The 25,657-nt window shown below is 38.7% G+C and carries 29 protein-coding genes; 7 read left to right on the forward strand and 22 right to left on the reverse strand.

Annotation, left to right across the window (positions count from 1 at the left end):
• Nucleotides 1–75: 75 nt before the first annotated feature.
• Both rlmN and MOMA_RS09040 read right to left on the reverse strand, forming a co-directional pair.
• On the reverse strand, nucleotides 76–1,284 hold the full coding sequence (gene rlmN, locus MOMA_RS09035) for a 23S rRNA (adenine(2503)-C(2))-methyltransferase RlmN (protein ID WP_009502225.1): 1,209 nt from the start codon (nucleotides 1,282–1,284) through the stop codon (nucleotides 76–78).
• 102 nt (nucleotides 1,285–1,386) lie between these two features.
• Nucleotides 1,387–2,568 carry an enoyl-CoA hydratase/isomerase family protein gene (locus MOMA_RS09040; protein WP_152411825.1) on the reverse strand — a complete coding sequence of 394 codons (1,182 nt, stop codon included), beginning with the start codon at nucleotides 2,566–2,568 and terminating at the stop codon, nucleotides 1,387–1,389.
• Between the two features lie 269 nt (nucleotides 2,569–2,837).
• On the opposite strand from MOMA_RS09040, the gene MOMA_RS09045 reads away from it, so the two are divergent.
• Nucleotides 2,838–4,337: an alanine/glycine:cation symporter family protein gene (locus tag MOMA_RS09045; RefSeq protein WP_040625421.1), complete on the forward strand. Its 1,500-nt coding sequence runs from the start codon at nucleotides 2,838–2,840 to the stop codon at nucleotides 4,335–4,337.
• 503 nt (nucleotides 4,338–4,840) lie between these two features.
• Here MOMA_RS09045 and MOMA_RS09050 read toward each other — a convergent pair.
• Together MOMA_RS09050 and MOMA_RS09055 are read right to left on the reverse strand one after the other, a co-directional pair.
• Nucleotides 4,841–6,541: a cation acetate symporter gene (locus MOMA_RS09050; RefSeq protein WP_009502228.1), complete on the reverse strand. Its 1,701-nt coding sequence runs from the start codon at nucleotides 6,539–6,541 to the stop codon at nucleotides 4,841–4,843.
• Between the two features lie 70 nt (nucleotides 6,542–6,611).
• Nucleotides 6,612–6,959, reverse strand: a complete 348-nt coding sequence (locus tag MOMA_RS09055) for a DUF485 domain-containing protein (RefSeq protein WP_009502229.1) — start codon at nucleotides 6,957–6,959, stop codon at nucleotides 6,612–6,614.
• Nucleotides 6,960–7,171: 212 nt separating this feature from the next.
• Between MOMA_RS09055 and MOMA_RS09060 the strand changes: the two genes are divergently transcribed.
• A complete protein-coding gene (locus MOMA_RS09060; RefSeq protein WP_009502230.1) occupies nucleotides 7,172–7,942 on the forward strand; it encodes a radical SAM protein in 771 nt (256 codons plus the stop codon).
• A gap of 99 nt (nucleotides 7,943–8,041) precedes the next feature.
• Here the strand turns inward: MOMA_RS09060 and MOMA_RS09065 are convergent, their stop codons facing one another.
• From MOMA_RS09065 to MOMA_RS09075, 3 genes are all read right to left on the reverse strand, one after another.
• Nucleotides 8,042–8,596: a superoxide dismutase family protein gene (locus MOMA_RS09065; RefSeq protein ID WP_009502231.1), complete on the reverse strand. Its 555-nt coding sequence runs from the start codon at nucleotides 8,594–8,596 to the stop codon at nucleotides 8,042–8,044.
• 81 nt (nucleotides 8,597–8,677) lie between these two features.
• On the reverse strand, nucleotides 8,678–8,959 hold the full coding sequence (locus MOMA_RS09070) for a hypothetical protein (protein WP_009502232.1): 282 nt from the start codon (nucleotides 8,957–8,959) through the stop codon (nucleotides 8,678–8,680).
• Between the two features lie 74 nt (nucleotides 8,960–9,033).
• A complete protein-coding gene (locus MOMA_RS09075) occupies nucleotides 9,034–9,870 on the reverse strand; it encodes a DNA/RNA non-specific endonuclease (RefSeq protein WP_009502233.1) in 837 nt (278 codons plus the stop codon).
• Between the two features lie 136 nt (nucleotides 9,871–10,006).
• Here MOMA_RS09075 and MOMA_RS09080 point away from each other — a divergent pair, with 136 nt between their 5' ends.
• Nucleotides 10,007–10,690 (forward strand): YoaK family protein, encoded by a 684-nt coding sequence (locus tag MOMA_RS09080; protein ID WP_009502234.1) that lies wholly within the window; start codon nucleotides 10,007–10,009, stop codon nucleotides 10,688–10,690.
• A gap of 214 nt (nucleotides 10,691–10,904) precedes the next feature.
• Here the strand turns inward: MOMA_RS09080 and rpsT are convergent, their stop codons facing one another.
• Nucleotides 10,905–11,171 carry a 30S ribosomal protein S20 gene (rpsT, locus tag MOMA_RS09085; protein WP_009502235.1) on the reverse strand — a complete coding sequence of 89 codons (267 nt, stop codon included), beginning with the start codon at nucleotides 11,169–11,171 and terminating at the stop codon, nucleotides 10,905–10,907.
• Between the two features lie 218 nt (nucleotides 11,172–11,389).
• Nucleotides 11,390–12,061 (reverse strand): alpha/beta hydrolase, encoded by a 672-nt coding sequence (locus MOMA_RS09090; protein ID WP_009502236.1) that lies wholly within the window; start codon nucleotides 12,059–12,061, stop codon nucleotides 11,390–11,392.
• Between the two features lie 224 nt (nucleotides 12,062–12,285).
• Here MOMA_RS09090 and MOMA_RS09095 point away from each other — a divergent pair, with 224 nt between their 5' ends.
• Nucleotides 12,286–12,657 carry a hypothetical protein gene (locus MOMA_RS09095; RefSeq protein WP_009502237.1) on the forward strand — a complete coding sequence of 124 codons (372 nt, stop codon included), beginning with the start codon at nucleotides 12,286–12,288 and terminating at the stop codon, nucleotides 12,655–12,657.
• A 14-nt stretch (nucleotides 12,658–12,671) separates the two neighbouring features.
• On the opposite strand, the gene MOMA_RS09100 is transcribed toward MOMA_RS09095, so the two are convergent.
• The 8 genes from MOMA_RS09100 to glnA form a co-directional block, all read right to left on the reverse strand.
• Nucleotides 12,672–13,160: a hypothetical protein gene (locus MOMA_RS09100; RefSeq protein WP_009502238.1), complete on the reverse strand. Its 489-nt coding sequence runs from the start codon at nucleotides 13,158–13,160 to the stop codon at nucleotides 12,672–12,674.
• Nucleotides 13,161–13,225: 65 nt separating this feature from the next.
• Nucleotides 13,226–13,414: an NF038104 family lipoprotein gene (locus MOMA_RS09105; RefSeq protein WP_009502239.1), complete on the reverse strand. Its 189-nt coding sequence runs from the start codon at nucleotides 13,412–13,414 to the stop codon at nucleotides 13,226–13,228.
• Nucleotides 13,415–13,581: 167 nt separating this feature from the next.
• Nucleotides 13,582–14,622: a 4-hydroxythreonine-4-phosphate dehydrogenase PdxA gene (gene pdxA, locus MOMA_RS09110; protein WP_009502240.1), complete on the reverse strand. Its 1,041-nt coding sequence runs from the start codon at nucleotides 14,620–14,622 to the stop codon at nucleotides 13,582–13,584.
• A 126-nt stretch (nucleotides 14,623–14,748) separates the two neighbouring features.
• Nucleotides 14,749–15,222, reverse strand: a complete 474-nt coding sequence (gene bfr / locus MOMA_RS09115; protein WP_009502241.1) for a bacterioferritin — start codon at nucleotides 15,220–15,222, stop codon at nucleotides 14,749–14,751.
• Between the two features lie 12 nt (nucleotides 15,223–15,234).
• Nucleotides 15,235–15,711 carry a bacterioferritin gene (bfr, locus tag MOMA_RS09120; protein ID WP_009502242.1) on the reverse strand — a complete coding sequence of 159 codons (477 nt, stop codon included), beginning with the start codon at nucleotides 15,709–15,711 and terminating at the stop codon, nucleotides 15,235–15,237.
• Nucleotides 15,712–16,077: 366 nt separating this feature from the next.
• The gene (locus MOMA_RS09125) at nucleotides 16,078–16,284 is read right to left on the reverse strand and encodes a (2Fe-2S)-binding protein (RefSeq protein ID WP_009502243.1); all 207 of its coding nucleotides are present in this window, start codon (nucleotides 16,282–16,284) and stop codon (nucleotides 16,078–16,080) included.
• A gap of 133 nt (nucleotides 16,285–16,417) precedes the next feature.
• A complete protein-coding gene (locus MOMA_RS09130; RefSeq protein ID WP_009502244.1) occupies nucleotides 16,418–17,077 on the reverse strand; it encodes a DUF4124 domain-containing protein in 660 nt (219 codons plus the stop codon).
• Nucleotides 17,078–17,312: 235 nt separating this feature from the next.
• Nucleotides 17,313–18,728: a type I glutamate--ammonia ligase gene (glnA, locus tag MOMA_RS09135; protein WP_454786180.1), complete on the reverse strand. Its 1,416-nt coding sequence runs from the start codon at nucleotides 18,726–18,728 to the stop codon at nucleotides 17,313–17,315.
• Between the two features lie 420 nt (nucleotides 18,729–19,148).
• Between glnA and MOMA_RS09140 the strand changes: the two genes are divergently transcribed.
• From MOMA_RS09140 to trpC, 3 genes are read left to right on the forward strand one after another with little or no spacing between them, the layout of a single operon-like run.
• A complete protein-coding gene (locus MOMA_RS09140; protein WP_009502246.1) occupies nucleotides 19,149–19,751 on the forward strand; it encodes an anthranilate synthase component II in 603 nt (200 codons plus the stop codon).
• Nucleotides 19,752–19,790: 39 nt separating this feature from the next.
• Complete coding sequence (trpD, locus tag MOMA_RS09145; RefSeq protein WP_009502247.1) at nucleotides 19,791–20,912, forward strand: anthranilate phosphoribosyltransferase; 1,122 nt, start codon at nucleotides 19,791–19,793, stop codon at nucleotides 20,910–20,912.
• Between the two features lie 50 nt (nucleotides 20,913–20,962).
• Nucleotides 20,963–21,775, forward strand: a complete 813-nt coding sequence (trpC, locus tag MOMA_RS09150; RefSeq protein ID WP_009502249.1) for an indole-3-glycerol phosphate synthase TrpC — start codon at nucleotides 20,963–20,965, stop codon at nucleotides 21,773–21,775.
• A 52-nt stretch (nucleotides 21,776–21,827) separates the two neighbouring features.
• On the opposite strand, the gene pdxH is transcribed toward trpC, so the two are convergent.
• From pdxH to scpB, 5 genes are all read right to left on the reverse strand, one after another.
• The gene (gene pdxH / locus MOMA_RS09155; RefSeq protein WP_009502251.1) at nucleotides 21,828–22,484 is read right to left on the reverse strand and encodes a pyridoxamine 5'-phosphate oxidase; all 657 of its coding nucleotides are present in this window, start codon (nucleotides 22,482–22,484) and stop codon (nucleotides 21,828–21,830) included.
• 41 nt (nucleotides 22,485–22,525) lie between these two features.
• On the reverse strand, nucleotides 22,526–23,551 hold the full coding sequence (gene prmB / locus MOMA_RS09160) for a 50S ribosomal protein L3 N(5)-glutamine methyltransferase (RefSeq protein ID WP_264622283.1): 1,026 nt from the start codon (nucleotides 23,549–23,551) through the stop codon (nucleotides 22,526–22,528).
• Between the two features lie 234 nt (nucleotides 23,552–23,785).
• Nucleotides 23,786–24,097 carry a rhodanese-like domain-containing protein gene (locus MOMA_RS09165; RefSeq protein WP_009502253.1) on the reverse strand — a complete coding sequence of 104 codons (312 nt, stop codon included), beginning with the start codon at nucleotides 24,095–24,097 and terminating at the stop codon, nucleotides 23,786–23,788.
• Between the two features lie 21 nt (nucleotides 24,098–24,118).
• Nucleotides 24,119–24,964, reverse strand: a complete 846-nt coding sequence (rluB, locus tag MOMA_RS09170; protein ID WP_040625423.1) for a 23S rRNA pseudouridine(2605) synthase RluB — start codon at nucleotides 24,962–24,964, stop codon at nucleotides 24,119–24,121.
• A 131-nt stretch (nucleotides 24,965–25,095) separates the two neighbouring features.
• A complete protein-coding gene (scpB, locus tag MOMA_RS09175) occupies nucleotides 25,096–25,653 on the reverse strand; it encodes an SMC-Scp complex subunit ScpB (RefSeq protein WP_009502255.1) in 558 nt (185 codons plus the stop codon).
• Nucleotides 25,654–25,657 lie beyond the last annotated feature (4 nt).

The raw sequence follows: 25,657 nt of genomic DNA on the forward strand, positions 1-25,657 counted from the left end.
ATATTTAACGATATTTATTGACAAATGTTAGCAAAATTTCATAAAAACATTTCATAAAAACATTTCATAATTGCCTCAACTTTGCTTTAAGCGGTCGTTTTGAGCAATTTTTTGTTGCCAGTTTTTGGCTCGTCTGGTTTTATCTGCCACTTGTCCAACAAGTTGCCCACACGCTGCATCAATGTCATCACCGCGTGTTTGGCGGATAGTACAGACAAAACCTGCGTTATTTAAAATACCACTAAAAGCATGAATGCGATTATTGCTTGAGCGTTCGTAAGGTGCGTGTGCAAATGGATTAAACGGAATTAGGTTAATCTTACTAGGCAAATCCTGCAGCAAAACAGCCAACTGATGGGCGTGTTCGTCGCTATCATTGACATCTTTTAGCATAACATATTCAATGGTTACATGTTTTTTATGGCGCGGATTTTCATCATACACATAAGCTTTGGCTGCTTTAATGAGTTCTGCCAATGGGTATTTTTTGTTAATTGGCACAAGTTCATTTCTAAGTTTGTCATTTGGTGCGTGCAAGCTGATTGCCAATGCCACATCAATGTCTTTTGCCAAATCATACATTTTTGGCACAACGCCCGATGTAGACAAGGTTACGCGCCGTTTTGACAAACCAAAACCAAAATCATCTAACATCAGCGACATACTGGCAACCACAGGTTCATAGTTTAACAGCGGCTCGCCCATACCCATCATCACCACATTGGTTACGCGATTTTCACGTTTTACAGCAGGAACGCCCTCCATGTAGGATTGATTGGCAACAAACAATTGTCCAATAATTTCACTTTCTGTTAAGTTTCGCTCAAATCCTTGTTTTCCTGTACTACAAAACGAACAATCCAAAGCACAGCCAACTTGACTGGAAATACACAAAGTCTTACGCCCAAATTGCTTGTTATCATCTGCCGGAATTAATACCGTTTCCACAAGCGATCCGCCAGCTACCTCAAATACCCATTTGCGTGTACCGTCCTCGCTAAATTCTTTATATTTGACAGCAGGCGGTATCACACACGCAATGTTTGTTAATTTTTCTTGCAATTTTTTGGATAAATTCGTCATCTCAAAAAAATCAGTTACGCCAAATTGATAAATCCATTTCATCACTTGTGTTGCACGAAAGGGTTTTTCATCTAAATTTTTAAAAAATTCCATGAGTTTGGTTTTACTCATACCAAGCAGGTTGGTTTTTGGTGCAGGATCGTTTTTTTGCGTGGTTAAAGCGACAAATTGGTTCGGATCAATGACGGTGATTTTGTTCATAAAAGTTGTATTAAGCAAGGTTTAATTAAAAAATAGCGAAAAATTGGCTAAACTTCGTATTATACCAATATTTTTCGCTTTATCAAAATTTAGACCGTATTTTTATAAAACCAACAATTCATCGCCTTGGTAAACATCATCAAAATGAGTATTTATATACTCAGGCGTAATCGTTGCCAAAGTTTTATGCCACATTGGATTTTTGTCCTTATCCACCAACAACGCACGCACGCCCTCACGAAAATCAGGAAAATGACAACAATGAATGGCGGTGTTGAGTTCAATTTGTAAAATCTTAGGCAATGACAAGGTTTTTAACCGATGAAACAACGCAAAAGTCAAACTTGCACTGACTGGACAACCGTGTTGATAAGTGTCAATTGCTTGAGCAAGCCATTCATCTTGACAATATTTTGCAATAAACGCACTGTTTCTTAACAAATCATCAATTGCCAACATATCGCCTGCATTCACAATTTTTTGCAAAGTTTGCCAATGTTTTACAACATGACTGTCTGGTAAATGCTCGGTGGTATGAAGCTGGCTTAAGGCTTGACTCACAACAAATTTGGCACAGGTTTTTTGCCAATCGGCTTTTTGCAAGGCTTGTAGTACAGCGGATTTTTGTTCACTACGCACGGAAAATTCTGCCAAATTTGCCAACAACGCATCGCCTGCATTGCCATTTGCCCCTGTTAAGCCAAAAAATAAGCCAGTTTGGGCGGGCATTTTTTGTAAAAACCAACTGCCTGTTGCATCAGGAAATAATCCAATATTGATTTCAGGCATCGCAAAACGCGTCGTTTCGGTAACAATTCTATGACTGCAAGTTGCCACAAGCCCCAAACCACCACCCATCACGATCCCACTTGCCCATGCAATAATAGGCTTGGTATAGCTTGCCATATAGCGGTTTAGGCGGTATTCGTTAACAAAAAACGCCTCGGCATAATCTAACGTTGATAAGTTAATTGGACAAGGTTCGCTAACAGCGGGTTTTTGTATCATACTGTCATAAATTTTGCGGATATTACCACCTGCACAAAACGCCTTTTCGCCTGTTCCTTGTAAAAAAATTGCCACGATTTTGGCTTCATTTTGCCAAATTTGCAATTGTTGCAAAATCTGTTGGCACATGGTTAAATCCAGTGCATTTAATGCCTTTGGAGCATTTAGTGTAATCATGCCTAACAAATTACCGTCATCGGTTGGCAATGTATCAAACAACACAAAATCTGTTTTAACCGTTTGATAAGTCTCATTCATACTCATACTCGTATTCATATTTATCTTCCTTTTTGTCATGTTTATAAGGTTTATTTTGCTGAATTTTTTGTGATTAAGCAAGTAAATTTCGTGAACTATTTAAGTCAAAAACCATGCTCGGTGTTTTTTAGTAATTTTATACAAATAAATATTGCAAAATCTATTTTTTTGTTTAATACTATTTCAACATTATTAGCATTTGCAAGGTTTTGTAACTTAAGATTTTGCAATCAATGGATATCAATGCTAAAAATATTTCATATAAACCAAAGCAAGCAGGAGGGCGTATGACCTTAGAGGAATTGGTTGGAAAAATTAATGATGTAATTTGGAGTCCTGTGTTTATTGCGATTTGCTTGGGCGTAGGATTGTGGTTTTCGTTGCGTGGCCGCTTTTTACAAGTGCGTCATTTTGGCAATATGATCAAACTGCTCATGGACGGCAAAAGCACCGATCAAGGCGTCTCATCGTTTCAAGCACTGGCAATGAGTTTGGCTGGGCGTGTTGGCACGGGGAATATCGCAGGGGTAGCAACTGCGATTACTTTTGGTGGGCCAGGTGCGTTATTTTGGATGTGGATGGTGGCATTTTTAGGGGCAAGTACCGCCTTTGTTGAATCCACTCTAGCACAAATTTACAAAGAAAAAGATGAAAATGGTTTTTTTATCGGTGGCCCTGCCTATTATTTTGAAAAAGGATTGGGGAAAAAATGGTATGGCGTATTGTTTGCCGTTTCTATGTTTGTGTCTGCAGGTTTGTTATTACCGGGCGTACAAGCCAATTCTATTGCCGATGCAATGAATAACTCTCTTGGTATGTCTACCACGGTTACAGCAGCAATTTTGGCAATTTTGGTTGGTTTTGTTATCTTTGGTGGTGTTAAGCGAATTGCATCGGTGGCTGAATTAATCGTACCGTTTATGGCATTGGCATACATTATCGTGGCTGTTGTGATTATCATTATGCACATTAGTCAATTGCCTGATGTGCTAGCCTTGGTGTTTCGCTCTGCCTTTGGTTTAGAGGCAGGATTTGGTGCGGTATTGGGGCTTGCAATTCAATGGGGGGTAAAACGCGGTCTATATTCTAACGAAGCAGGTCAAGGTACTGGTCCGCATCCATCGGCTGCAGCAGATGTGTCGCACCCTGCCAAGCAAGGATTGGTACAAGCATTTTCAGTTTATGTAGATACCCTGTTTGTGTGTTCTGCAACAGGCTTTATGCTGTTAATCACAGGCATGTATAATGTACAAGATCCAACCAATAAAGACGCTTATTTATATCACGGTGTACAGGGTGTATCGGCAGGGCCAGGCTATGTACAAACCGCTATGGAAAATATCATGCCTGGTTTTGGTTCGGTATTTGTGGCAATTGCGTTGTTTTTCTTTGCCTTTACCACAATTATGGCTTACTACTACTATGCCGAAACCAACATTCGGTATTTGCAACGCACACTAAAAATAGACTGGGCTGTACCTGCGTTAAAATTGATTTTCTTGGCAGTGGTGGTATATGGCAGCATCAAAACCGCTGATTTGGCCTGGGCGTTGGGTGATGCAGGCGTAGGCTTAACAGCGTGGCTAAACATCATCGGAATTTTGCTATTGCAAAAACCTGCGTTTAATGCCTTGCGCGACTATGAACGTCAAGCCAAAGAAGGCAAAGATCCAATTTACGATGCCGAAAGCTGTGGCGTTCACAATGCCCCAATTTGGAAAGAAATTGGTGAAAGATATCGTCAAGATGCAATGAAAAACCCCAAGCAATCACATTTTATACCGTAGTTAGGCTTTCATATTTAACCAAACCCATTACACTTGTGATGGGTTTTTTGTGCTTAAACCAAACACTTTTACAATATACATACCCATTTCATACTACAATTTTTTAAACAACTGTTTTTACAACAAGTTTTTAGATCTTATTGATACATGGTTGTTTATCTAAAAACCTAAAAAGTTTATAAAGCATTGTGTTTTCAAAGCACTGTGGTTTCAAAGCATTGTAGTTTCAAACCAACAGTCTAATCATCACAAATTTCAATATACTCAACCAAGCCTACACGCCTGCCAACGCAACGTTTGCCAATTTTAGTTAAACCCTGCTCTTTCTTAAACATACGCCAAACAAGCCACGCAATGATTAACAAAACATGGTTGATAAAACATGATTGATAAAACACAGTACCATACGATGAAAAGATAAAAAGCGTTGATCATTTACAACAACCAATAAAAACCCCAAGCCAACTTGAGTTAACTTGGGGTTTTAACGCTTAATAAAATTATTAATGATCAGATGCTTTTGCCGCACCGATACCTGTCAATGAACGCACATACTGGGCATCAAATCCATCTTTGTCAATGGCTGCTCGTGCAGATTTGTCGCTAACTGACACAATCCAAGCTACAAAAAATGCAATTGGCATACTAAAAATTGCAGGATTTTTGTATGGGAAAATTGCCGATCCGTGATGCAATACATCTACCCAAACCGTTGGACCCAGTACGATTAGAGTCGCTGCTGCAAACAGGCCTGAAAAACCACCAAATACCGCACCTTTTGTTGTTAAGCCGTCCCAGAACATAGACAACAATAAAACCGGGAAGTTTGCTGATGCTGCAACCGCAAATGCAAGACCAACCATGAATGCAATATTTTGTTGTTCAAAAGCAACACCCAAAATCACTGCAATAATGCCTAAAGCTATCACAGTTATGCGTGATACTTTTAACTCATCTTTGTGGCTGGCCTTACCTTTTTTGACAACTTCAGCATAAATATCGTGGCTAATTGCCGATGCACCTGACAAGGTTAAACCTGAAACTACCGCCAAAATCGTCGCAAACGCTACCGCCGAGATAAAACCTAAGAACATGTTACCACCGACAACTTCTGCCAAGTGAATGGCTGTCATGTTGCTGCCACCAATCATTTGCACGACATTTTTGCCATCTTTAACAACCGTTTCAAAAAAGTGCGGATTGTCTTTGGTAACCAATAAAATACCACCAAAACCAATAACAAAGGTTAATAAATAAAAATAGCCGATAAATCCTGTTGCAACCAATACCGATTTACGAGCTTCTGCTGCATCTGGTACGGTAAAAAAACGCATCAAAATGTGTGGCAAACCCGCTGTACCAAACATCAAAGCAAGACCTAATGACACAGCATCGATTGGATTTGATGCAAGGCTACCAGGCGCCATGATTTTTACGCCTTTTTCATGTACTGCGGTTGCTTGGCGAAACATTTCTTCAGGGCTAAAACCAACATGGTATAGCACTGCAATTGCCATAAATGACGCACCTGACAACAACAATACCGCCTTAATAATTTGCACCCAAGTAGTCGCAAGCATACCACCAAACAGCACATAAGCCATCATAAGCACACCGACGATAATCACCGCCCAAATATAACTTAATCCAAACAACAATTGAATGAGTTTACCAGCACCCACCATTTGAGCAATTAGGTATAGCAACACAACAATCATTGTACCGGAGGCTGCAAAAATTCGCACAGGCTTTTGAGCAAAACGATAAGATGCCACATCTGCAAAAGTAAATTTACCCAAATTGCGCAAGCGTTCAGCAATTAAAAACAGCACCAAAGGCCAACCAATCAAAAAGCCCGTTGAGTATAACAATCCATCATAGCCATTGGTAAACACCATCGCTGAAATACCCAAAAACGATGCCGCGGACATAAAGTCGCCTGCAATAGCAAGACCGTTTTTAAAGCCTGAAATTCCGCCACCTGCGGTATAAAAATCACTGGCAGTTTGGTTTTGTTTTGAAGCCCAGTAGGTGATTCCAAGCGTAGCCAACACAAACAGCACGAACATACCGATCGCCGCCACATTTAACGGTTGCTTTTCAACCTCACCGCCAATTGCATCAGCAAAAGCCATATGAGAAGCTGACAACATTGCCATCATTGGCAAAAATTTGCTCAGCATAAATCTTGTGTATTTTTTCATAAAATTTCCTTATTTTAAAATTTAGCTCATCTAATAAAATACCACTTTACAAATCCGTGTTTGCTAAATTTTAGTGGGCATTGCTAACCACAGGGGGTTTTTCTTGGGTTAAATTCAAATCACTGATGACTTTTTTGGTTAAATCATCGAACTCACCGTTGGCTTTATACACATAAATCGCGGTAATGATGATTGAAAAGAAAATGACGAACACACCCCAATAAATGCCAATCGTAGTAACTCTACCAGCTGCCACAGGCGTTGCAAATAATTGTGGATTTGTTCCTATCATTAAAATGTAGCTAAAATACACCACCAAGGTCAATACCGTAAAGGCAATCCCAAGTTTAGATTTTTTGCTTTGCATTTGTTTAAAAGAAGGGTGGTTTTTGATTTGTTCCAGTTGATTTTCGTTCATAAGTAGCTCCTTGCAGAAACGAAATACAAAAAAAATTCCTTAAAGCAACAATCATGTTACCGAATTTCTTCTAAATTGACAAGCGTTTTTAGTGTTTTTTAACAAAAATCGCAAAATCTTGGTGAAATTTTTACAAAATTTGTCAAATACACCAAAAAGTTCTGCCAAATATTGTAAAATTTGTTAAAATAGTTAATTTTTAAGCACATTTCATGAACAATCCATTACGCACTCCGCTCATTCCCACCACCGATCCTAGTGCAGGATTAAAGGTTAGCGAAATTTTTTATTCTCTACAAGGCGAGGCATTAACCGCAGGTTTGCCAACGATTTTTATCCGTTTAACAGGCTGTCCACTTCGCTGTGTATATTGTGATACCACTTATGCTTTTAGTGGCGGTGAAAGATTTTCTTTAACTGACATTTTAGCAAAAGTAAAAAGTTTTAACTGCAAACGCATCTGTTTGACAGGAGGTGAGCCACTTGCTCAACCCAACGCCCTTGCATTGATGAATTTATTATTGGAACACAGCTATGAAATTTCGTTGGAAACTGCAGGAGCGTTGTCGGTAAAAAATGTGCCCATAGCCGTGTCAAAAGTGATGGATTTAAAAACCCCAAGTTCAGGCGAGGCAAATAAAAACCTGTGGGAAAATTTGGCTTATTTAACCACACATGATCAATTAAAACTGGTGATTATGAACCGCGATGATTATGATTGGGCGGTGCAAAAATTGTTTCAATATGATTTACATAAAAAAGTTGGCACGGTTTGGTTTTCGCCAATGTTTAACATTCATGACGCTTTTAACCACAACAATGCTCTTAACCACAACAACACGCTTAACAGTAGTAACGCCTTTAATAGTATTATACCAAGCCTTGCAACCGAGCTTGCTGAATGGATTTTAGCGGATAATTTGCCTGTGCGTTTCCAATTACAGTTGCATAAAATCATTTGGGCAGATGCCAAAGGCAAATAAACCAAAAGCAATCTAAGCATACAGACTGATTTAAAATTTCTGCTTTAAAATTTCTGCTTTAAAATTTGGCAAAATGCATTTAAACCAATTAATCAACAACTATTTAATCACCCCACAAACCACGCGATCGCCTGCGTTGCCTGCAGGTTGACTGACATAATCGTCGGATTTGGCATGAATAATAATCGCACGGTTGTGTATGTCGTTCATTGCTGTTTGGTTGGTGCTGATTTTTTTATTGACAAAATTCACTAATGCTATGCCTGTGATATCCGCGGTAATATTTGGCATATCGCCTGCATGACTATCGATTGCGTAAGGGTGTCCGTGTTTGGTGTTGTATGGATTAAAATGCCCACCTGAATCTTCACCATTATTGCCACACTTGCCTTTTTCATGAATGTGCATGGCATAGGTATGATTTGGCATTAATTTTGTTACCTCGCCGTAGGCTTGTACGCCCTGATCCGTATTGTAAAAATTCACCGAACCGTGAGGCGTCATATTGCCGTCTGTGCTATACAACATTGCAGTTAGCACAGGGGGTTTGCCAAGATCCTTAGGTTTGTGATGAGCGTTCTCAAAAGTACCAACAAAAGTTTGGCAACCTGTCAAGGCGGTTAACAATACCACCATACTCAATACTTTTTTCATCAAAACTCCAGTGTTAACTTAAATGTTAACTTGATATCCTAGGTTTAAGCAATCTATGTTGTTATAAAACAATCTATGTTGTTATAAAAACGGATTTGCCACTTGGGTTACATTGGTTTGTTGTTCAGTAATAATCTGCGAATGCTCGGTATTTTGGACGTTTTGTTGCTTTAAATATGCCACAATATTGGCAAATTGTTGCTGTAATTGTGTTGCCAATTCAAGACTTTGCCGATCAAAATAAAACGTTGCATTGCCATAAAAATTTACCTGTTCGCCTTGATTTTCAAAGGTTAACTCGCCTGTTTCGCCTTGCACACTCACACTTTGACTGTCATTTGCAAACGGTTGAAAATTTTTCATTATTTTACCTATGTTTTCAATATATGTCTTAAATATATGTCTTAAATAAATGATTAAAATTATTTAACAATTTTTCAAAAATTTATTGCCATTTTTACATTTTTAACTGTATATGGTAAATTTGGAAACGCATCTACGCCTGTAACTTGTTGCAACTGTTGCAAGCTAACAACATCGGTTTGTTGGCTGGCATCGTTGGGTGTAATAAAGGCAACCGCTTGATTGTTGCTTGGAAAATACACCGCCTTAAAAAAATGCGTTGGCACAAGCACACGATTGTTGAGTTTTTTCAATTGTGGCGACAAATACGCAACCCCTGTTATCACATAGCTTGAACCATAGCGATTGGTTAAAGTGCGTGTTAATTGTTCAACTTTTAGCCAATTTTTTTGATTGTTATCAGGGTGTTGTGGGGCAATATTAGCCAAGCTAAAACTGTCGTACTGGGAGGTTTTATTGGACATATCGGCATTTGGAGCAAGATGTCCGCGATCGTAGCCTGATTTTTTATAATCATAAATTTCACTTCGAACACTGCTTGGCAAACGACTTTCAGCATGAAAATTATCTTCGCGTTTTAATTTTTTGGCATAACTCAAACGCTGACGCGTTAAATACTCTCCCACCCAAATCGGCGTGCGAGAAACGCCTGAATACAACACAGCAAAACCATTAAAGCACAGCGGATAACTGTCTTTTACCATGTTGATAGCAACCGTAGGCGGTTGTTGGTAAATTTGCTCACTACAATTGGCAAAATCGGTGTTGTTTGACCAATCATTGTTTGGTTTATTCAGAGTTGGCGGGGTATTTTGCTTGTTGGCATTGGCATTAGAATTTGAACCACCACAAGCTGATAACAAAAGTGCAAGGCTGATACCAAAAAGACAAAGAATAGGATTTTTTTGCATGCTTTTCTCAAAAATGTCATTGAAAACAATGACTATATTATATATGATGTTATCATGTTTTTATACCTTTATTATTTTATAATTATAAAAGAATAAACTATGACTAAAAGAATAAACCAGACTAAAAGAATAAACCATGCTTGAAAAACTTCCGTTATGGATACGCATCGGTGGCGGTGTGTTGGCGTTTAGTGCCGGCTGTGTCAATAGCACTGCATTGGTGGGTTTTACGCATTTGGCGGCATCGCACGTTACGGGCAACGTGTCGCTGTTTGCAACAGCAATTGCCAATAGCGACTATAAAATGTTGTTTATGGTGTGTGCGGTATTGTTGTCATTTTTGGCAGGATCGGTGATTAGTGGGTTTGTGGTTGGCAATACCGATCTAAAAGAGGGGCGACGCTACGGCTTAACTCTGTGCATTGAAACCGTTTTGTTAATTGTTAGCCTGATTTTATTTTACCGACATTCGTTTTTGGGGCATTTTTTTGCAACCATGGCGTGCGGTTTACAAAACTCAATGGTGGCAACCTATAAAGGCACAGGCATTCGCACCACGCACTTAACTGGTTTAACATCAGATATGGGAGCATCTATTGGCAATTGGTTAGCCAAACGCAAAACCGATAAAAAAATGGTCATGTTTCAGGCAATGATTTGGTATTGCTTTTGTGGTGGTGGCGTGATTGGGGCAATTTTGTATGTAAAAATTGGCTATTTGGCATTGATTTTGCCAATTATCATTGTCATGTTATCGGCAATTTTATACCACTGGGTGTTTTTACATTGGGATAATCATGGAAAATCAGTAACAGATTAGCTGATTTTCTTGTTTATCATTAAGTTTTAATCATTGAATTTTAATCATTAAACTTGCATCTTGAATTAAAAAAACTCAAGTTAAAAAACTTAAATTAAAAAACTTAAATTAAAAAACTTAAATTAAAAAACTTAAATTAAAAACCTCTACAAAAATTGCAGAGGTTTTTAACAATTGTTTTGACAATCTTTTAACAATCTTTTGACAATTAAAATTAGGCTTTTAATGCTTTGATTGCTTTGTTTAGGCGACTTTTGTGGCGAGCCGCTTTGTTTTTGTGGATAACGCCTTTGTCAGCAATACGATCAATAACTGGCACAGCCAATTTGTAGGCTTCGGTTGCCAATTCATAGTTTTTTTCTTCGATCGCTTTTACCACACGTTTTAGGTAGGTACGCACCATAGAACGTTGTGATGCTTTTAGTTGACGACGTTTAACGTTTTGACGAGCACGTTTGCGAGCTTGTGCAGAGTTTGCCATAGCAAAAAATCCTTAAATTAACAATGTATGATTAACAACCCGATCAGGCAGCCACCGATTTTTGGGTTATTTGGTCATTTATAGCTGTGTTTGGTGTTAGTTTGCTTGTATCACGAGACACGAAAAACGAGAACAAGCCAATTAAAGCCACATATTTTAACAAATAAATGTCAAAATAACAATCCTTATTGGCAAAATCCTCAAAATTTTTGCCCGCTTTAGCTGCTATAATTTGCCAATAAATCCTTTAATTCCGTCAATTTACCATGAAAAAAATGCGAGGCATCTGCCACTACTGTGTAACGAATGCCAAACTGTTTGGCAAAATCTGCCATCGAACTTGGGGAAACAAATTCATCATGATCACCATAAATCATAAAGGTTTTAGCTGTTGGCAAACGAATAACGGCGGTGTCGTGTTTTTCAATAGATGGGGCAATTAATGCCAAATCGGTCAATTCAAACTCATCGATTCCCAGATTTTTACCCTGCTCTACAAGCATCTGGGCCAATGACATCGCCACATAACCGCCAAACGAAAAACCGCCAAGCCATAATTGGCGAGCCTTGGTTTGGGTCATAAGCCACTGTAACACAGTCAGTGCATCTTCAATTTCACCCATCATATGCCCATATTGCCCCGTGGATTTACCCACACCGCGATAATTAAAACGCACAACGTGCATTTTTGCATCACGTGCAAAACGGTACATGGTTGTTACAATTTTATTCATCATCGTCCCCTGTCCAAGCGGATTTGGATGACAAAGCAATGCCACACGATCAGTGTTTGGATCGTGCGGATTGTTATTTTGCCACAATACATCTATCTCAAGCTTTCCATTAGGGCTGTCAATTAAAAAACTGGTTGGAGGACTGGGGTTTAGCATACAATTTTCCTATCTGTCTATTTTTAAACAATTTTAAAAAAATGATAATATTGTCAATGTTTATCAAAATCAATGTTGTGAAAATCAATATTATCAGAAATATTTGCCAAATTACAAAAAATTTGTCAAACTATATTTTTGGTTAGAACCTTTTTGGTTAAGTTTATGCAAAAACCTCTATCAAACAAAAGATTATGAAACAAAAGATCAAGAAACAAAAGATTATGAAACAATCAATTATCAATACTTATTTTGGTTTAACCGCTTTGCTAAGCACCTGTCTGCTAAGTGCCTGCCAAAACATGCCTACCGCCCCTGTTATCCAGCGTCCCAATCAGATTTTTGAAACCACAGGGTTTGGAAAAAATAAAGCCCTTGCTCAAAAACATGCACTTGACAGTGCCAATGCCAAATGCGGACGTTTACAAAACCCTGTGGTTATCAGTGATAAAATCAGTTATAACGGCGTGCTTGACGAAAACCTAGGACGCGTGGTAGATAAAGCAACAACAGTTCTTACAGGGCTTTTGGGTAATAAAACCAGTATTGCCCGTGATGACGATTATGAATATTACATTCGATTTCGTTGTAAATAAGAAAGTTGTTAAGTTTAGGCTTCATAATTTGCCAAATAAGCGTTTAATTGGGCAATAATTTGGCGGTTTTGGGATTGTTGAATGTGGGTGATAATTTGATTAACAGGTTTTGCATTTAGTGGTTGATTGTAAAATAATTTTAACAACCGAAATGCCAACGCAATATCACCGTGCTGCTGAATAATTGCAATCATTGCAGGCACATCAAACGGCAAATCCGAGGTGGTCTGTGCCATAGCAATTGCATGGTATGCACCGTATGCATCGTTATCTGCTATAATCCGTTCGTTAATCGCGGCGTAAGTTTTTTCAGTTGCACCGCCCAGTACGTTGATTTTATGTAGACAAGTTAAGGCGGTATTTGGCAATTGTGCCATTTTGATAATCACACTGCCTTGCTGTTGTAGATACGCACGTTTTTTGGCAAGTTTTGCAAGTTGCTCATCGCTAAGTTCTAATGCATTGCTCGGTTTTAAATTTGGATTAAATTGAATTTCACTCATTAAAATAGTCTTGCCAATTGGTTTTTTAAATTTTGCTTTTTAAATTTTGCTTTTTAAATTTTGGTTTAATCTTTTTGGTTGTTATTCTTGTCGTTATCACCCGGCACCACAACTTTTACCACTTTTACCGTGCCTTTTACAGCCCCTTTGGTTACCTTATACGCCACTTTAACAGGTATGGTTACCACTTTATGCACACAGCCTTGTAATGAAAAAGCCAATAGCAACAAGCCCATCATGCCTAATTTTTGCATACTCAACACCCTTTAAGCCATCAAATTTGAACAAATTGTTAAAATTTGTATAGCCTACACGTTTTTGACAAACAACACAATACTTAATTGCTTATTGTTTCATATTTTCTTGTTGTTTCATAGATTTTATCAACATAAAAACAACCATACAAAACAACCACTCAAAATTAAGACGACATTTGACACGCATAATGTATCGCTTGAGCTAAACTTTCGCAACTTGCTCGCCCCGTCCCCGCCAAATCCAATGCCGTACCATGATCAACCGAGGTGCGCACATAAGGCAACCCCAAGGTGATATTGACCGTTTCACCAAAACCGTGTGATTTTAATGGGGCTAAACCTTGATCGTGATACATCGCAATCACCACATCACAATCGTCCAAATATTTGGGGGTAAATAACGTATCTGCAGGCATAGCAAGGCTAATATTAATGCCTTGCTGTTGAAAATTAGTTAAGACAGGGTTAATAATCTCAATTTCCTCACGCCCTAAATAACCATTTTCCCCTGCGTGCGGATTTAGCCCACAGACTAAGATTTTTGGCATAGCAATACCAAATTTTTGTTTAAAATCAGTTAAAACAATGTTAATCGTATCAGCAACTGCCGTCATACTAATTGCATCAGCAACCGCCCGTAATGGCAAATGCGTGGTAACCAACACAACTTTCATGCGATGATTGGCAAGCATCATCACCACTTTATCCAAGCCACTTTTTGCCATAAAAAATTCGGTATGCCCCATAAAATCAGGCTGTTCACGCATAATTACCGATTTTTGTAGCGGAGCGGTTACAATTGCCGATATTTGTTGGTTAATTGCCAATTCGTGTGCAAGCTGTAATTGAGCCAATACCATAGATCCATTGGCATTGTTTAACTCACCTGCCACCACAGATTCTGCAATTGGCATGTCTATCAGATACAGTGCGGTTTTTTGATAAATATTACTTAATTGATTGTTTAATAAATTGGTTAAATCCCCCAATGCAATCACGTTAAATTTTGGCATATCACGCAATGCCTTTACCGCCACCAACATTTTGGCACGTTGTTGCCATGCCTCAAAATTTGCCAACACCAAGATCGACTGTCCCGTCTTAGCGATCACTTGCTCAAGCCTGCCTTGATCCGCCAATAACAGCACAATATCCATACCAATACCAGCAGGCTCACCCGTCGTAATTAACAGCGGCTTTTTCATTATCCACCTATTTTTAAAAAAATTTTAAACCGCTTTAAACAATTTTACCAATCGTTTTCCAAAAAACATTTTCCAAAAAAAACCCACTCATTTGAATGGGCTATTATAAAACATTTTTGGCTAAAATTAATCATCTTCTAACTGGCTTTGGATATAATTTTCAATTCCCACATTGTTAATCAATTCTTGTTGAGTTTCTAGCCAGTCAATGTGTTCTTCACTGCCGTCTTTTAATTTCACCAACAATTTACGCGATACATAATCTTCATGCGTTTCACAAACTGCAATCGCGTGTTGCAAAATCGTGGTTTTTTGATATTCTAATTTTAAATCACAGGCCAAAATTTCTGCAACATTTTCGCCAATAAGCAATTTACCCAACTCTTGTAAATTTGGCAAACCGCCCAACATTAAAATCCTCTCAATCAGATCGTCCGCCCATTTCATTTCATGAATGGATTGTTTGTACAGATGTTCATTGAGTTCGTCAATGCCCCAATTTTTTACCACACGGGCGTGCAAAAAGTATTGATTAATGGCAATTAACGCTTGTCCGAGGGCTTGATTTAAAACGCGAATGACTTGTTTTTCTACTTGCATAACAACCTCTTTTTATGCCACATCACCAAGCTGTGATTGTAAATAATTTTGTAAGCCCATAAGATCAATCAGTCCAAGCTGTTGCTCCAACCAGTGTGCGTGATCTTCTTCGGTATCTACCAGTTGTGCCACCAAAATTTCACGCGTAACATAATCTTGCTCCAATTCGCACAGTTTAATGCCGTCTTTTAAGTGTTGGCGTACGCTATATTCTAGTTCAAGGTCGGATTTTAGCATGGAGGGTACATCGTTACCGATATTAATGTCTGCCACTTTCATGTTTGGCACACCCTCAAGCATTAGCACACGATTAATCAGTGCACGTGCGTGGTCGGTTTCTTCTTGCATTTCGTGGTAAATACGACTATAAAGTTTGCCATAATGCCACTCATGGTACATTTGAGAATGGATAAAATACTGATCGCGAGCACCAAGCTCACCACCGATTAAGAAATTTAGATAATCAATAACCTTTTGACTGCCTTTCATAAGTCGCTCCAAAAAATAATTATTTAAATAAATTTAACAAAATAAATTTAACACAAGAAAAAATTTATTTAAACAACAGATATTTAAATAACAAAACAGCTTGGCAAAACCAAAACTTAGTAAAACTAAAACTTAGTAAAACCACAATTTGGCAAAACTGTTTTTCGTTAAAAGATATGACTATGATAAGGCTTTTTTTTGACAAAAACAAGACATTTGATTAAAAATATTTTATTTAATCAATTAAAATAGAGACTACGTTTTAAAAAATAAATAAAAATTATTCTCATTACTTTTTATTTTACCCAAAAAAAGAATAATTTTTTAAGTTGTTTTTTAAGTTGTTTTTTAAATCATGGTGATTGTTTAAGCAACCTCTTTGTATAATTTTGGATTAAAACGCACAAGATTACCGCCAAGCTCGCTTAGATAATCTTCAATTATCGGCTGACAACCGCCACAACAAGTCGCCACGTCAAGCTCATTTTGCAACGCTTCTAGGGTATCACAACCATCAATGATGGCTTGTTTAATTTGTGCTTCTTTCACTGCATTACAAATACATACAAACATGACGAACTCCACTGCATTACTAATATTACTAACTTTGGTTATAATAATGATAATTATTCTTGTTTTCAAGTGGTTTTTTGTCGCGGTTACATTTTTACACAATTATTGTTTTAACAACAACGATTTACAACAACTATTTTTTAACAGCGGTTGGTTTTGGTTTGGTTTTGTCTTTCGCTTTGTCTTTGTCTTTGGTTTTAGCTTTAGCTTCGGCTTCGGCTTTGCGTTTTTTTTGTATGGCAATGTTATTAACAAGCAACTGAAAATCACGGCTTTGACTGGCAATAACCGATCCTTTGGCATTTTCAATTTCTACGCTTAATGTATAACGATCGGGCGTATAATCCAATGAGCTTATGTTGTAACTGGTGGACTGGGTGGTGGCAATGTGATTGCCATTGATGCGATACACAATGCGATCGCCTGCCTGTAAGTTTGGGCGTGTGTGCACTTCCACGATAATATCATTAGGACGGCGGTATACCATATTTATTTCAGGTTTAACAATATTCAACTGATAGCTTGTGCTAATGGGTATTGGATCGGTTGAAACATTGCTTGGACTGGCTGCGGCCGGTTGGTTGACAACTGGATCTGGTGTTTGACTATGTAAGTCTAAAATTTGAATTTGAGTGGGATCAGCTTGGTATTGATGGGCTTTGGTGGCATCATCAGTATAAACAACCTTGCCATCTGGCGTAACCGCTCTATAAACTTCAGCATGGGCTAAATTGCCAAAACCTAAGACAATAAGGCTTGCTGTTAAAAACATTGGTGTTGCAATTTTTTTCATATTTTTTCCAATTTTTATCCAGTTTACTTTAGTTTAACAAATTTTAGACAAAGATTTAACCGGTTTTTATAAAAGTTTATAAAAGTTTATAAAAGTTTTATCAATATTTTATAAAAATAAGCAAAACAACCACACCGTTTGGCATGGTTGTTTTTACATGGTTGTTTTTTAAACTACTTTTAAATTGCTTTTAAATTTGTTTTTACCAAAAGTTACAAAAATTGGTTAAAACAAATTATACGCTATAGTACATATCAAATTCAATTGGGTGAACCGATACATTGTAGCGTTGCACTTCTTCGCGTTTTAGTTCGATATAAGCCTGCAACATTTCCTTGGTAAACACACCGCCTTTTAACAAAAATTCATGATCGTCCTCTAAGGCTTTTAATGCCACTTCCAGATTTTCTGCTACCGTTGGAATGAGTGCTTCTTCTTCTGGTGGCAAGTCGTATAAATTTTTGTCGGCTGCATCGCCTGGGTGGATTTTGTTTTGAATGCCATCAAGGCCTGCCATTAATAGTGCTGCAAAGCACAAATAAGGATTGGCCGCAGGATCTGGAAAACGCACTTCAATGCGTTTGGCTTTTGGGCTAGAAACGTATGGAATGCGAATGGACGCTGAACGATTTGAGGCTGAATAGGCTAATTTAATTGGGGCTTCATAATGTGGCACAAGGCGTTTGTAACTGTTGGTTGATGGATTGGTGATTGCATTTAACGCACGAGCATGTTTAATCACGCCACCAACAAAAAACAACGCCGTTTCTGATAAACCTGCATATTCATCACCTGCAAAGGTATTTTTACCCTCTTTTGCAATGGAAATATGCACATGCATGCCCGATCCATTATCACCAACCATAGGTTTTGGCATAAAAGTGGCGGTTTTGCCATATTCATGGGCAACATTATGCACTGCGTATTTAAATTGTTGCACCTCGTCGGCTTTACGAACCAAAGTGTTAAACGATACGCCGATCTCTAATTGACAAGAGGCAACTTCATGGTGATGCACTTCCACACGACCCTCGCCCATAATGTGTTCAATCGCTTGACACATATCAGCGCGCATATCCTGCGAACTGTCTACAGGAGGCACGGGAAAATAACCGCCTTTTACACGTGGACGATGACCATAGTTGCCACCTTCTATTTGTTTGTCGGTTGACCAAGCGGCTTCATCAGCAGAGATTGTGTGTCTCGCCCCTGACATATCAATAGACCATTTTACATCGTCAAACACAAAAAATTCAGGTTCTGGGCCAAAAAATGCAGTATCACCAATGCCTGTTGATTTTAAGTATTCTTCAGCACGGCGTGCAATAGAACGCGGATCGCGATCATAACCTTGTAGCGTTGCAGGTTCAATGACATCACAAGTTACCACAACCGTTGGTTCACGAAAAAATGGATCTAAAAACGCAGTATCGGCATCTGGACGCAAAATCATATCCGACGATTCAATACCACGCCAGCCTGCAATTGATGAACCATCAAACATTTTGCCATCTTCAAAAATATCCTCGTCCATCGCAGAAGCAGGGTAACTTACGTGCTGTTCTTTGCCCTTAGTGTCTGTAAAGCGAAAATCCACCCATTTTGCCCCACTGGATTGAATTAAGTCTAAAAATTTGTTTGCCATAATGATTTTCCTTTGCTGTTTAAAAATTTGTTGCTTAAAAATTTGTTGCTTAAAAACAAATCGGTTAAAAATAAGTTGCTACAAAACATAAAAATATGAACACTTTATACACTTTTTTGTCAATTGACAAGGGTTAAACGCATATTTTTATACCAATCCAACCAATCATCAAATTGGCTAAATGTAATATTTCAAATTTTATGCCAAAATTTTTTGCTGATTTTTGTTAAAATTTTGCCAAAATCCATTAAAATTTCACCAAATTCGCCCAAAACGCTGTTTTTATTCATTCAGCAAGCACTATTTTGGTGCAATCGCCAAAATTTCACCAAAACGGTGCAACTGGCAATATCTTTAAAAATCATTTTATTGTGTTCTCATTTAATGATACACTAGGTTTATTTTTCACAGTTAACCCAGTCATTTATGCTTTTATTCATTGATAATTTTGACAGTTTTACTTACAACCTTGTGCAATATTTTAGCCTCCTTGGACAAAAAGTCATAGTATGGCAAAACAACCAATATCAGCACGATTTTGCAAAACAAATCAATAAGTTAGCACCAAATTATATCGTTATTGGGCCTGGTCCTTGCACGCCAAATGAAGCAGGAATTTCACTAAATGTTATCCGTGAATTTGCAGGAAAAATTCCGATTTTGGGTGTATGTTTGGGACATCAGGCAATCGGCCAAGCATTTGGAGCATCAATTACCAATGCACCCACTGTCATGCATGGACGCGTATCTAAGATTTTTCACCAAAATCAAGGGATTTTTCAAAATTTGCCCAGTGGGTTTTTAGCAACACGCTATCATTCGTTGGTAATTGATCATCATCATTTACCAAAATGCTTGACGGTAACAGCTTGGACATTTGAAAATGACAATAAGCAACGCACCATTATGGGAATTGCCCATCGCAAGTTAGCCGTGGTAGGCGTGCAATTTCACCCCGAGTCGATTTTGAGCGAACAAGGTCTTACGATGTTACAAAACTTTTTAACTTATTATAATTTAGACAACTAATTATAATTTAGACAACTAGTGTGATAGGAAATAACCCATATGAAACCCAACGATTTAAGCGAAATTTTACAATTAATCAAACAAAATCAACCGCTTAACCAACAACAGATCAGTATTTTATTAACCACAGCACTGGATAAAATCATCAATCACATTGATTTAACTTTTGACGAAATGCAAGCGGTCATGCTCGTGATTATGCAAGGCAACTGTCCTGATGCAATGATGGGGGCAATACTCACCGCGTTGCGAATGAAAAGCGAAAGCATTGATGAGATCAGTGCCGCTGCCAGTGTCATGCGTAAATTATCAACAAAAGTTGACTTATCAGGAATTGATAATTTGGTGGATATTGTGGGAACAGGCGGTGATGGGGCAAATTTGTTTAACGTCTCCAGTGCGTCTATGTTGGTTGCAGCAGCGGCAGGCTGTCATGTTGCCAAACATGGCAGTCGCGGAGTTTCCACCAATTCAGGCAGTTCCAATTTGTTGGAACAAGCGGGTTTATACCTTGGTTTAACCCCAGACCAAACAACCGAGTGCATTAAGACACAAGGTGTGGGTTTTTTGTATGCCCCCAATCACCACACGGCTATGAAACATGCCATGCCAATTCGTAACACTTTGAAAATACGCACGTTATTTAACATTTTAGGACCACTAACCAACCCTGCTGGCGTAAAAAATGCACTCATTGGCGTTTTTAACCAAAAACTTTGTAAGCCACTGGCAGAAGTTTATAAAAATTTGGGCGATCATCACGTTATGGTTGTTGCATCGGCAGATGGCTTAGATGAAATTTCATTGGCCGCCAGCACTTATGTTGCTGAGTTAAAAGACGGACAAGTTAAAACCTACGAAATTTTGCCAGAAGATTTGGGAATTGCATCACAAACCTTACACGGTTTAACCGTCAATTCACCGGCAGAAAGTTTGGCATTAATCAAAGAAGCCTTAGCAAAAAACCCACAAAAGTCAGAAGTTGCCAAAAAAGCAATGGCTATGATAGCGTTAAATGCGGGAGCTACAATTTATGTTGCAAAATTGGCAGACAGTCATCAAGCAGGCGTAGCAAAAGCCTTAGATGTGATTAACAGTGGCAAAGCCTTGGAAAAATTAGAAAATTTGGCAAAATTTACCCAACAGTTTAACAAAAATTAATCGTATCGTAACAAATTATATTTTTCAACTCATACTTTAAGTGAACAATTATGCAACAATTACAAACACCCTCTGTATTAACAAAAATCATCAACACCAAACACCAAGAGCTTGCACAAGCTAAAAAAACCCACAGTTTTTATGATCTGGAACAAATCGCCCATAGCAAAAAAACCGATTTACGCAATTTTGCCAATGCCTTACGCACACAAAAACGCGTAAACATCATCGCTGAAGTCAAAAAAGCATCGCCGTCTAAAGGCATTATTTGCCAAAATTTTGATCCGGTTGCCATCGCACAAGGTTATGAAACCGCAGGGGCAAGTTGTTTGTCCGTATTAACCGATGTTCAGTATTTTCAAGGGGCAGATGATGATTTGGTACAAGCTCGCCAAGCAGTGTCATTGCCTGTTTTGCGCAAAGATTTTATGCTAAATCCGTATCAAATCATGCAATCACGCGCACTTGGAGCGGATGCAATTTTACTGATTATGGCATGCTTATCTCACTCACAAGCTGAAGAATTGCAAGCATTGGCATTAGAACTTGGCATGACGGTATTGGTAGAATGCCACAACCATGCCGAAGTAGAACGTGCATTAAAATTAACAACCCACGAACGCACCATTTACGGTATTAATAACCGTAATTTAAAAAATTTTGAAACTGATCTTAACACAACTGTCCAGTTACGCACGTTGTTTGACAGCAGTCAGTTGCTTGTAACCGAAAGTGGCATTCGCAGTGCAAACGATGTAAAATTCATGTTACAACATAACATTAACACGTTTTTGATTGGTGAGCAGTTTATGAAAACAGACAGTCCAAAACAAGCATTAAGCACTTTATTAACAAGCATTTAATTATTAATAAGCATTTAATTATTAATAAGCATTTAAAATTGTTTTACGCCAATTAAGGCAACAAACGCTTAATTTGCCAATGGTGATCAACCTTTTGGTATACAATGCGATCGTGCATGCGATTGGCTCGCCCTTGCCAAAACTCAATTTTATCCACTGTCAACTGATACCCACCCCAAAAATCCGGTAGTGGAATGTTGCAATTTTGGTATTGTTTGGCAAGTTGATTAAATTTTTCGTTCATTGCACTACGGCTTGCCACAACACCGCTTTGTGGCTGGCTTACCCACGCACCAAGCTGGCTATCAATTGGACGAGTGTGAAAATACCGAGCAGATTGTTCACGACTAAGGCGATCTACTTTACCTGTCAAGCGGATTTGTTGCTCCAAACTTGCCCAAAAAAACAAGGCCTCGGCATTTGGATTTTCGGCCAAATCCTGTCCTTTTTCGCTGTCATAATTGCTATAAAACACCAACGCAATTTCGTCATCACGTGTGATAATTTCTCGCATTAATAAAGTGCGAACGCTTGGTTTATTATCAGCCCCACAAGTTGCCAATGCAAAAGCATAAGCCTCGCCTTGGTAGGTATCTAGGGCTTCATTAATCCAACGCTGCAATAAAGGATAAGGCTCATTTGGCAAGCAAGTTTCATCAAGTTCGCCTTTTTCATACGACAAACGTTTGGCACTAAAGTCAATAGACATGATCGCTCCAATGTAACATTAAGTTAACAAATTAGATAAAATTAATTTAATTGTTCTACATAATGTTGAAAATACTCACGATGTTGCATAAGCTCATCAAAATCAATCGCAAACACGCCACTACCCCCATTGGCAAAGGTTAACCAATCAAATTGAATGTCAGGATAAGCCTGACGCAAAGCCCATTCACTATCGCCCACTTCACACACCAATAAACCATTACGCGTTAGGTATTCTGGAGCACGGTATAAAATCTTATGCACAATGTCCAAACCATCTTGCCCTGCCGCCAGTGCATGATCCGGTTCGTGCAAAAACTCAGGAGGCAATTCTGCCATCGTCGCAGCGTCCACATACGGCGGATTGGTAACAATTAAATCATACTGGTTTTCGGCCAAAATTTTTTCAAATAAATCAGACTCGATAAGATTTACCTGATGGGCAATGTCTTCATGATGTTCTACATTGACACTTGCCACCTCTAACGCACTTTTGTCAATATCACTGGCATCTACATGGGCATCAGGAAAACGACTGGCCAGTGCAATACCAATACAACCAGAACCTGTGCATAAATCCAAAATTCGTTCAGGTTGTGCCAGTTGTTTTTCATACAAACCATGTTGAAAAAATTTTGGTTCTTTTTTACTGCCACTTAGTTTTTCCACCAAATCATTGCTTTCAAAATACGGATAAAACTGCTGACGAATAAGCTCATTCATCGGCGAACGTGGAATAAGCACACGCTCATCAACATAAAAAGGCAAATCACAAAAATACGATAAATTTATCAAATAACTCAAGGGCTTACGTTCAATAATCCTACGCTGCAATAAACTCAATACTTCTGCTTTTTCACTGTCAGTCAAACGACAATCCAAAATCTGCTCATCTGCTGACCAATCAAGCGATAATGTATGCAGCACAATGGCGGCCGCTTCTGCAAACACATCGGTTGTCCCTTGTGCAACAACCACATCGTATTCACGCAATTTACTCACACAAAACCGAATAAAATCGCGAATGGTTTTTAACGATTGTATTGCTTCATCAAACTCATGCTTCATTTCTGCCAATGCGTCATCGTCCAATAAATTGGCATGATTGGCAGCAATTTCGCTTAACAAATTATCAATGTTAATTGTGTTACAGGTTTGTTGTTTGTTTGCAACATTTAAATCATTGTTTAGATTATCGTGTAAATCATTGTTTGGATTATCGTGTAAACTGTCTATCATCGATGACTGCATAATCATTCCACTTTTTTAACAAAATTTTATTATAGGCAATTAAAATAAGGTTTATTGATCTTCAACAACAATTGTCATGCCAGCTGTTTTTGCCCCACGCGTACCGCCTGTTAAATGCACAATTTCGCGCTCTGGATCAAGTTCATTTAGCAAACAAGCCGCCTTGGCTGCTTTTGTTCCGCCACCACACAATACATAAATTGGGCCGTTTGTGCTTGCCAACAGATCATCACTTAATGTCTCCAGTGGCTGATTTTTGGCATATTCAATATGCCCTTCTTGGTAAGATTTTTGATCGCGCACGTCCCAAATAATATCTGTAGGTTTTGGCGTAAAGTCGGTAATGTGTTTTTCAGTTATCATAAAATTTTCCTTAAATAAATGTTAATCTGTTTTGCGTGAACGATGAACTCGGCGGGCTTTAAGTGGTTTTTTCTCTAAGCGTTCTTTACGCCGTTTTGCCTCTGTGTTTAATCCTGCAATATGGCGCGGACGTAACTTAACCAAATTGGCAAGTTTGTCAATCTCGCTGCGATCAAGCTCTATATAGCGACCTGTACGCAACTCTCTTGGTAAACTTACCGTACCGTAACGCACTCTAAGCAGGCGACTCACCTTTAAGCCTTGGCTTTCAAACAAACGACGCACTTCACGGTTACGCCCTTCTTTGAGTTTGACTTGATACCATTTATTAATGCCTTCGCCACCTTTTTCTACAATATCGTCAAATTTTGCCAAACCATCATCAAGCTCCACCCCTTTGGTTAAGTTGTGCAAAATCTCTGTAGTTACATCGCCCATGACACGCACGGCGTATTCACGCTCCACTTCATTAGATGGGTGCATTAAGCGATGTGCCAGTTCGCCATCATTGGTAAACAAAAGCAACCCCGTTGAATTGATATCCAACCGTCCAACCATAACCCAGCGATCATGACTAAGTGGCGGTAACCGTTCAAATACCGTCGGACGCCCTTTAGGATCGTGCGACGAACAAATTTCACCTTCAGGCTTATAATACATTAAAATGCGACGGCGTTTTTCGTTTTCGGCCGTATAACGCAATTGACGACCGTCCACACGAATTTCATCTGATTGTCCAACTCTATCACCGATTTTGGCAATTTGACCATTGACACTCACCCGCCCTTCTTGGATAACAATCTCCATTTGGCGACGCGAACCTAAACCCAAACGCGCGAGGGCTTTTTGTAATTTTTCATCTTTTATAGGCGTGGTTTTCATAAAGTCATTCCTGTACAACATTTCACAATGTGATTAAAACGCTTATTATACGCTAATTTGGCAAAAATTTGGGATTATTTTTGGCAACAACTTGGCAATAACTTGGCAACAATCAATCACATCATGGCCGCTACATCGGGCATTGTTGGCAATTCATTAAGACTTGTCAAACCAAATGCCTCCAAAAATACCGATGTCGTATGCAATAACGCAGGCCTGCCTAACGTGTCCTTATAGCCACGCTCTTCAATCCAGCCTTTGTCAAACAATTGGCGCAAAATATGACTTGACACGGTTACACCACGCACCTGTTCAATATCTGCACGCGTAACCGGCTGCTTATAAGCAATAATGCTTAACGTTTCTAATAACGCTTGGCTAAGTGTTTCTTGACGCTGTGGAAAAATTTGTTGAATCAATGGGCTAAATTCAGTTACAATTTGCAAACGATAGCCATTGACTGTTTTTGCCAACATCAACACGCCTGCCGATAAGCGTTGTTGCAATACGATAAGTGCTCTGTCCAATTCATTTTGGCTAATTTGTAAATATTGGCGCAACTGTTTGTCAGTAACAGGAGATTCCGATGCGTGCAAAACCGCCTCTATCATGCGACTGTGATTAAAAGCGGTTTGGTGTTTGTGTTGAAAGTCGTTCAATTGAAGATCGCTCATTGGT

The sequence above is a fragment of the Moraxella macacae 0408225 genome (assembly GCF_000320365.1).
Lineage (GTDB): Bacteria > Pseudomonadota > Gammaproteobacteria > Pseudomonadales > Moraxellaceae > Faucicola > Faucicola macacae.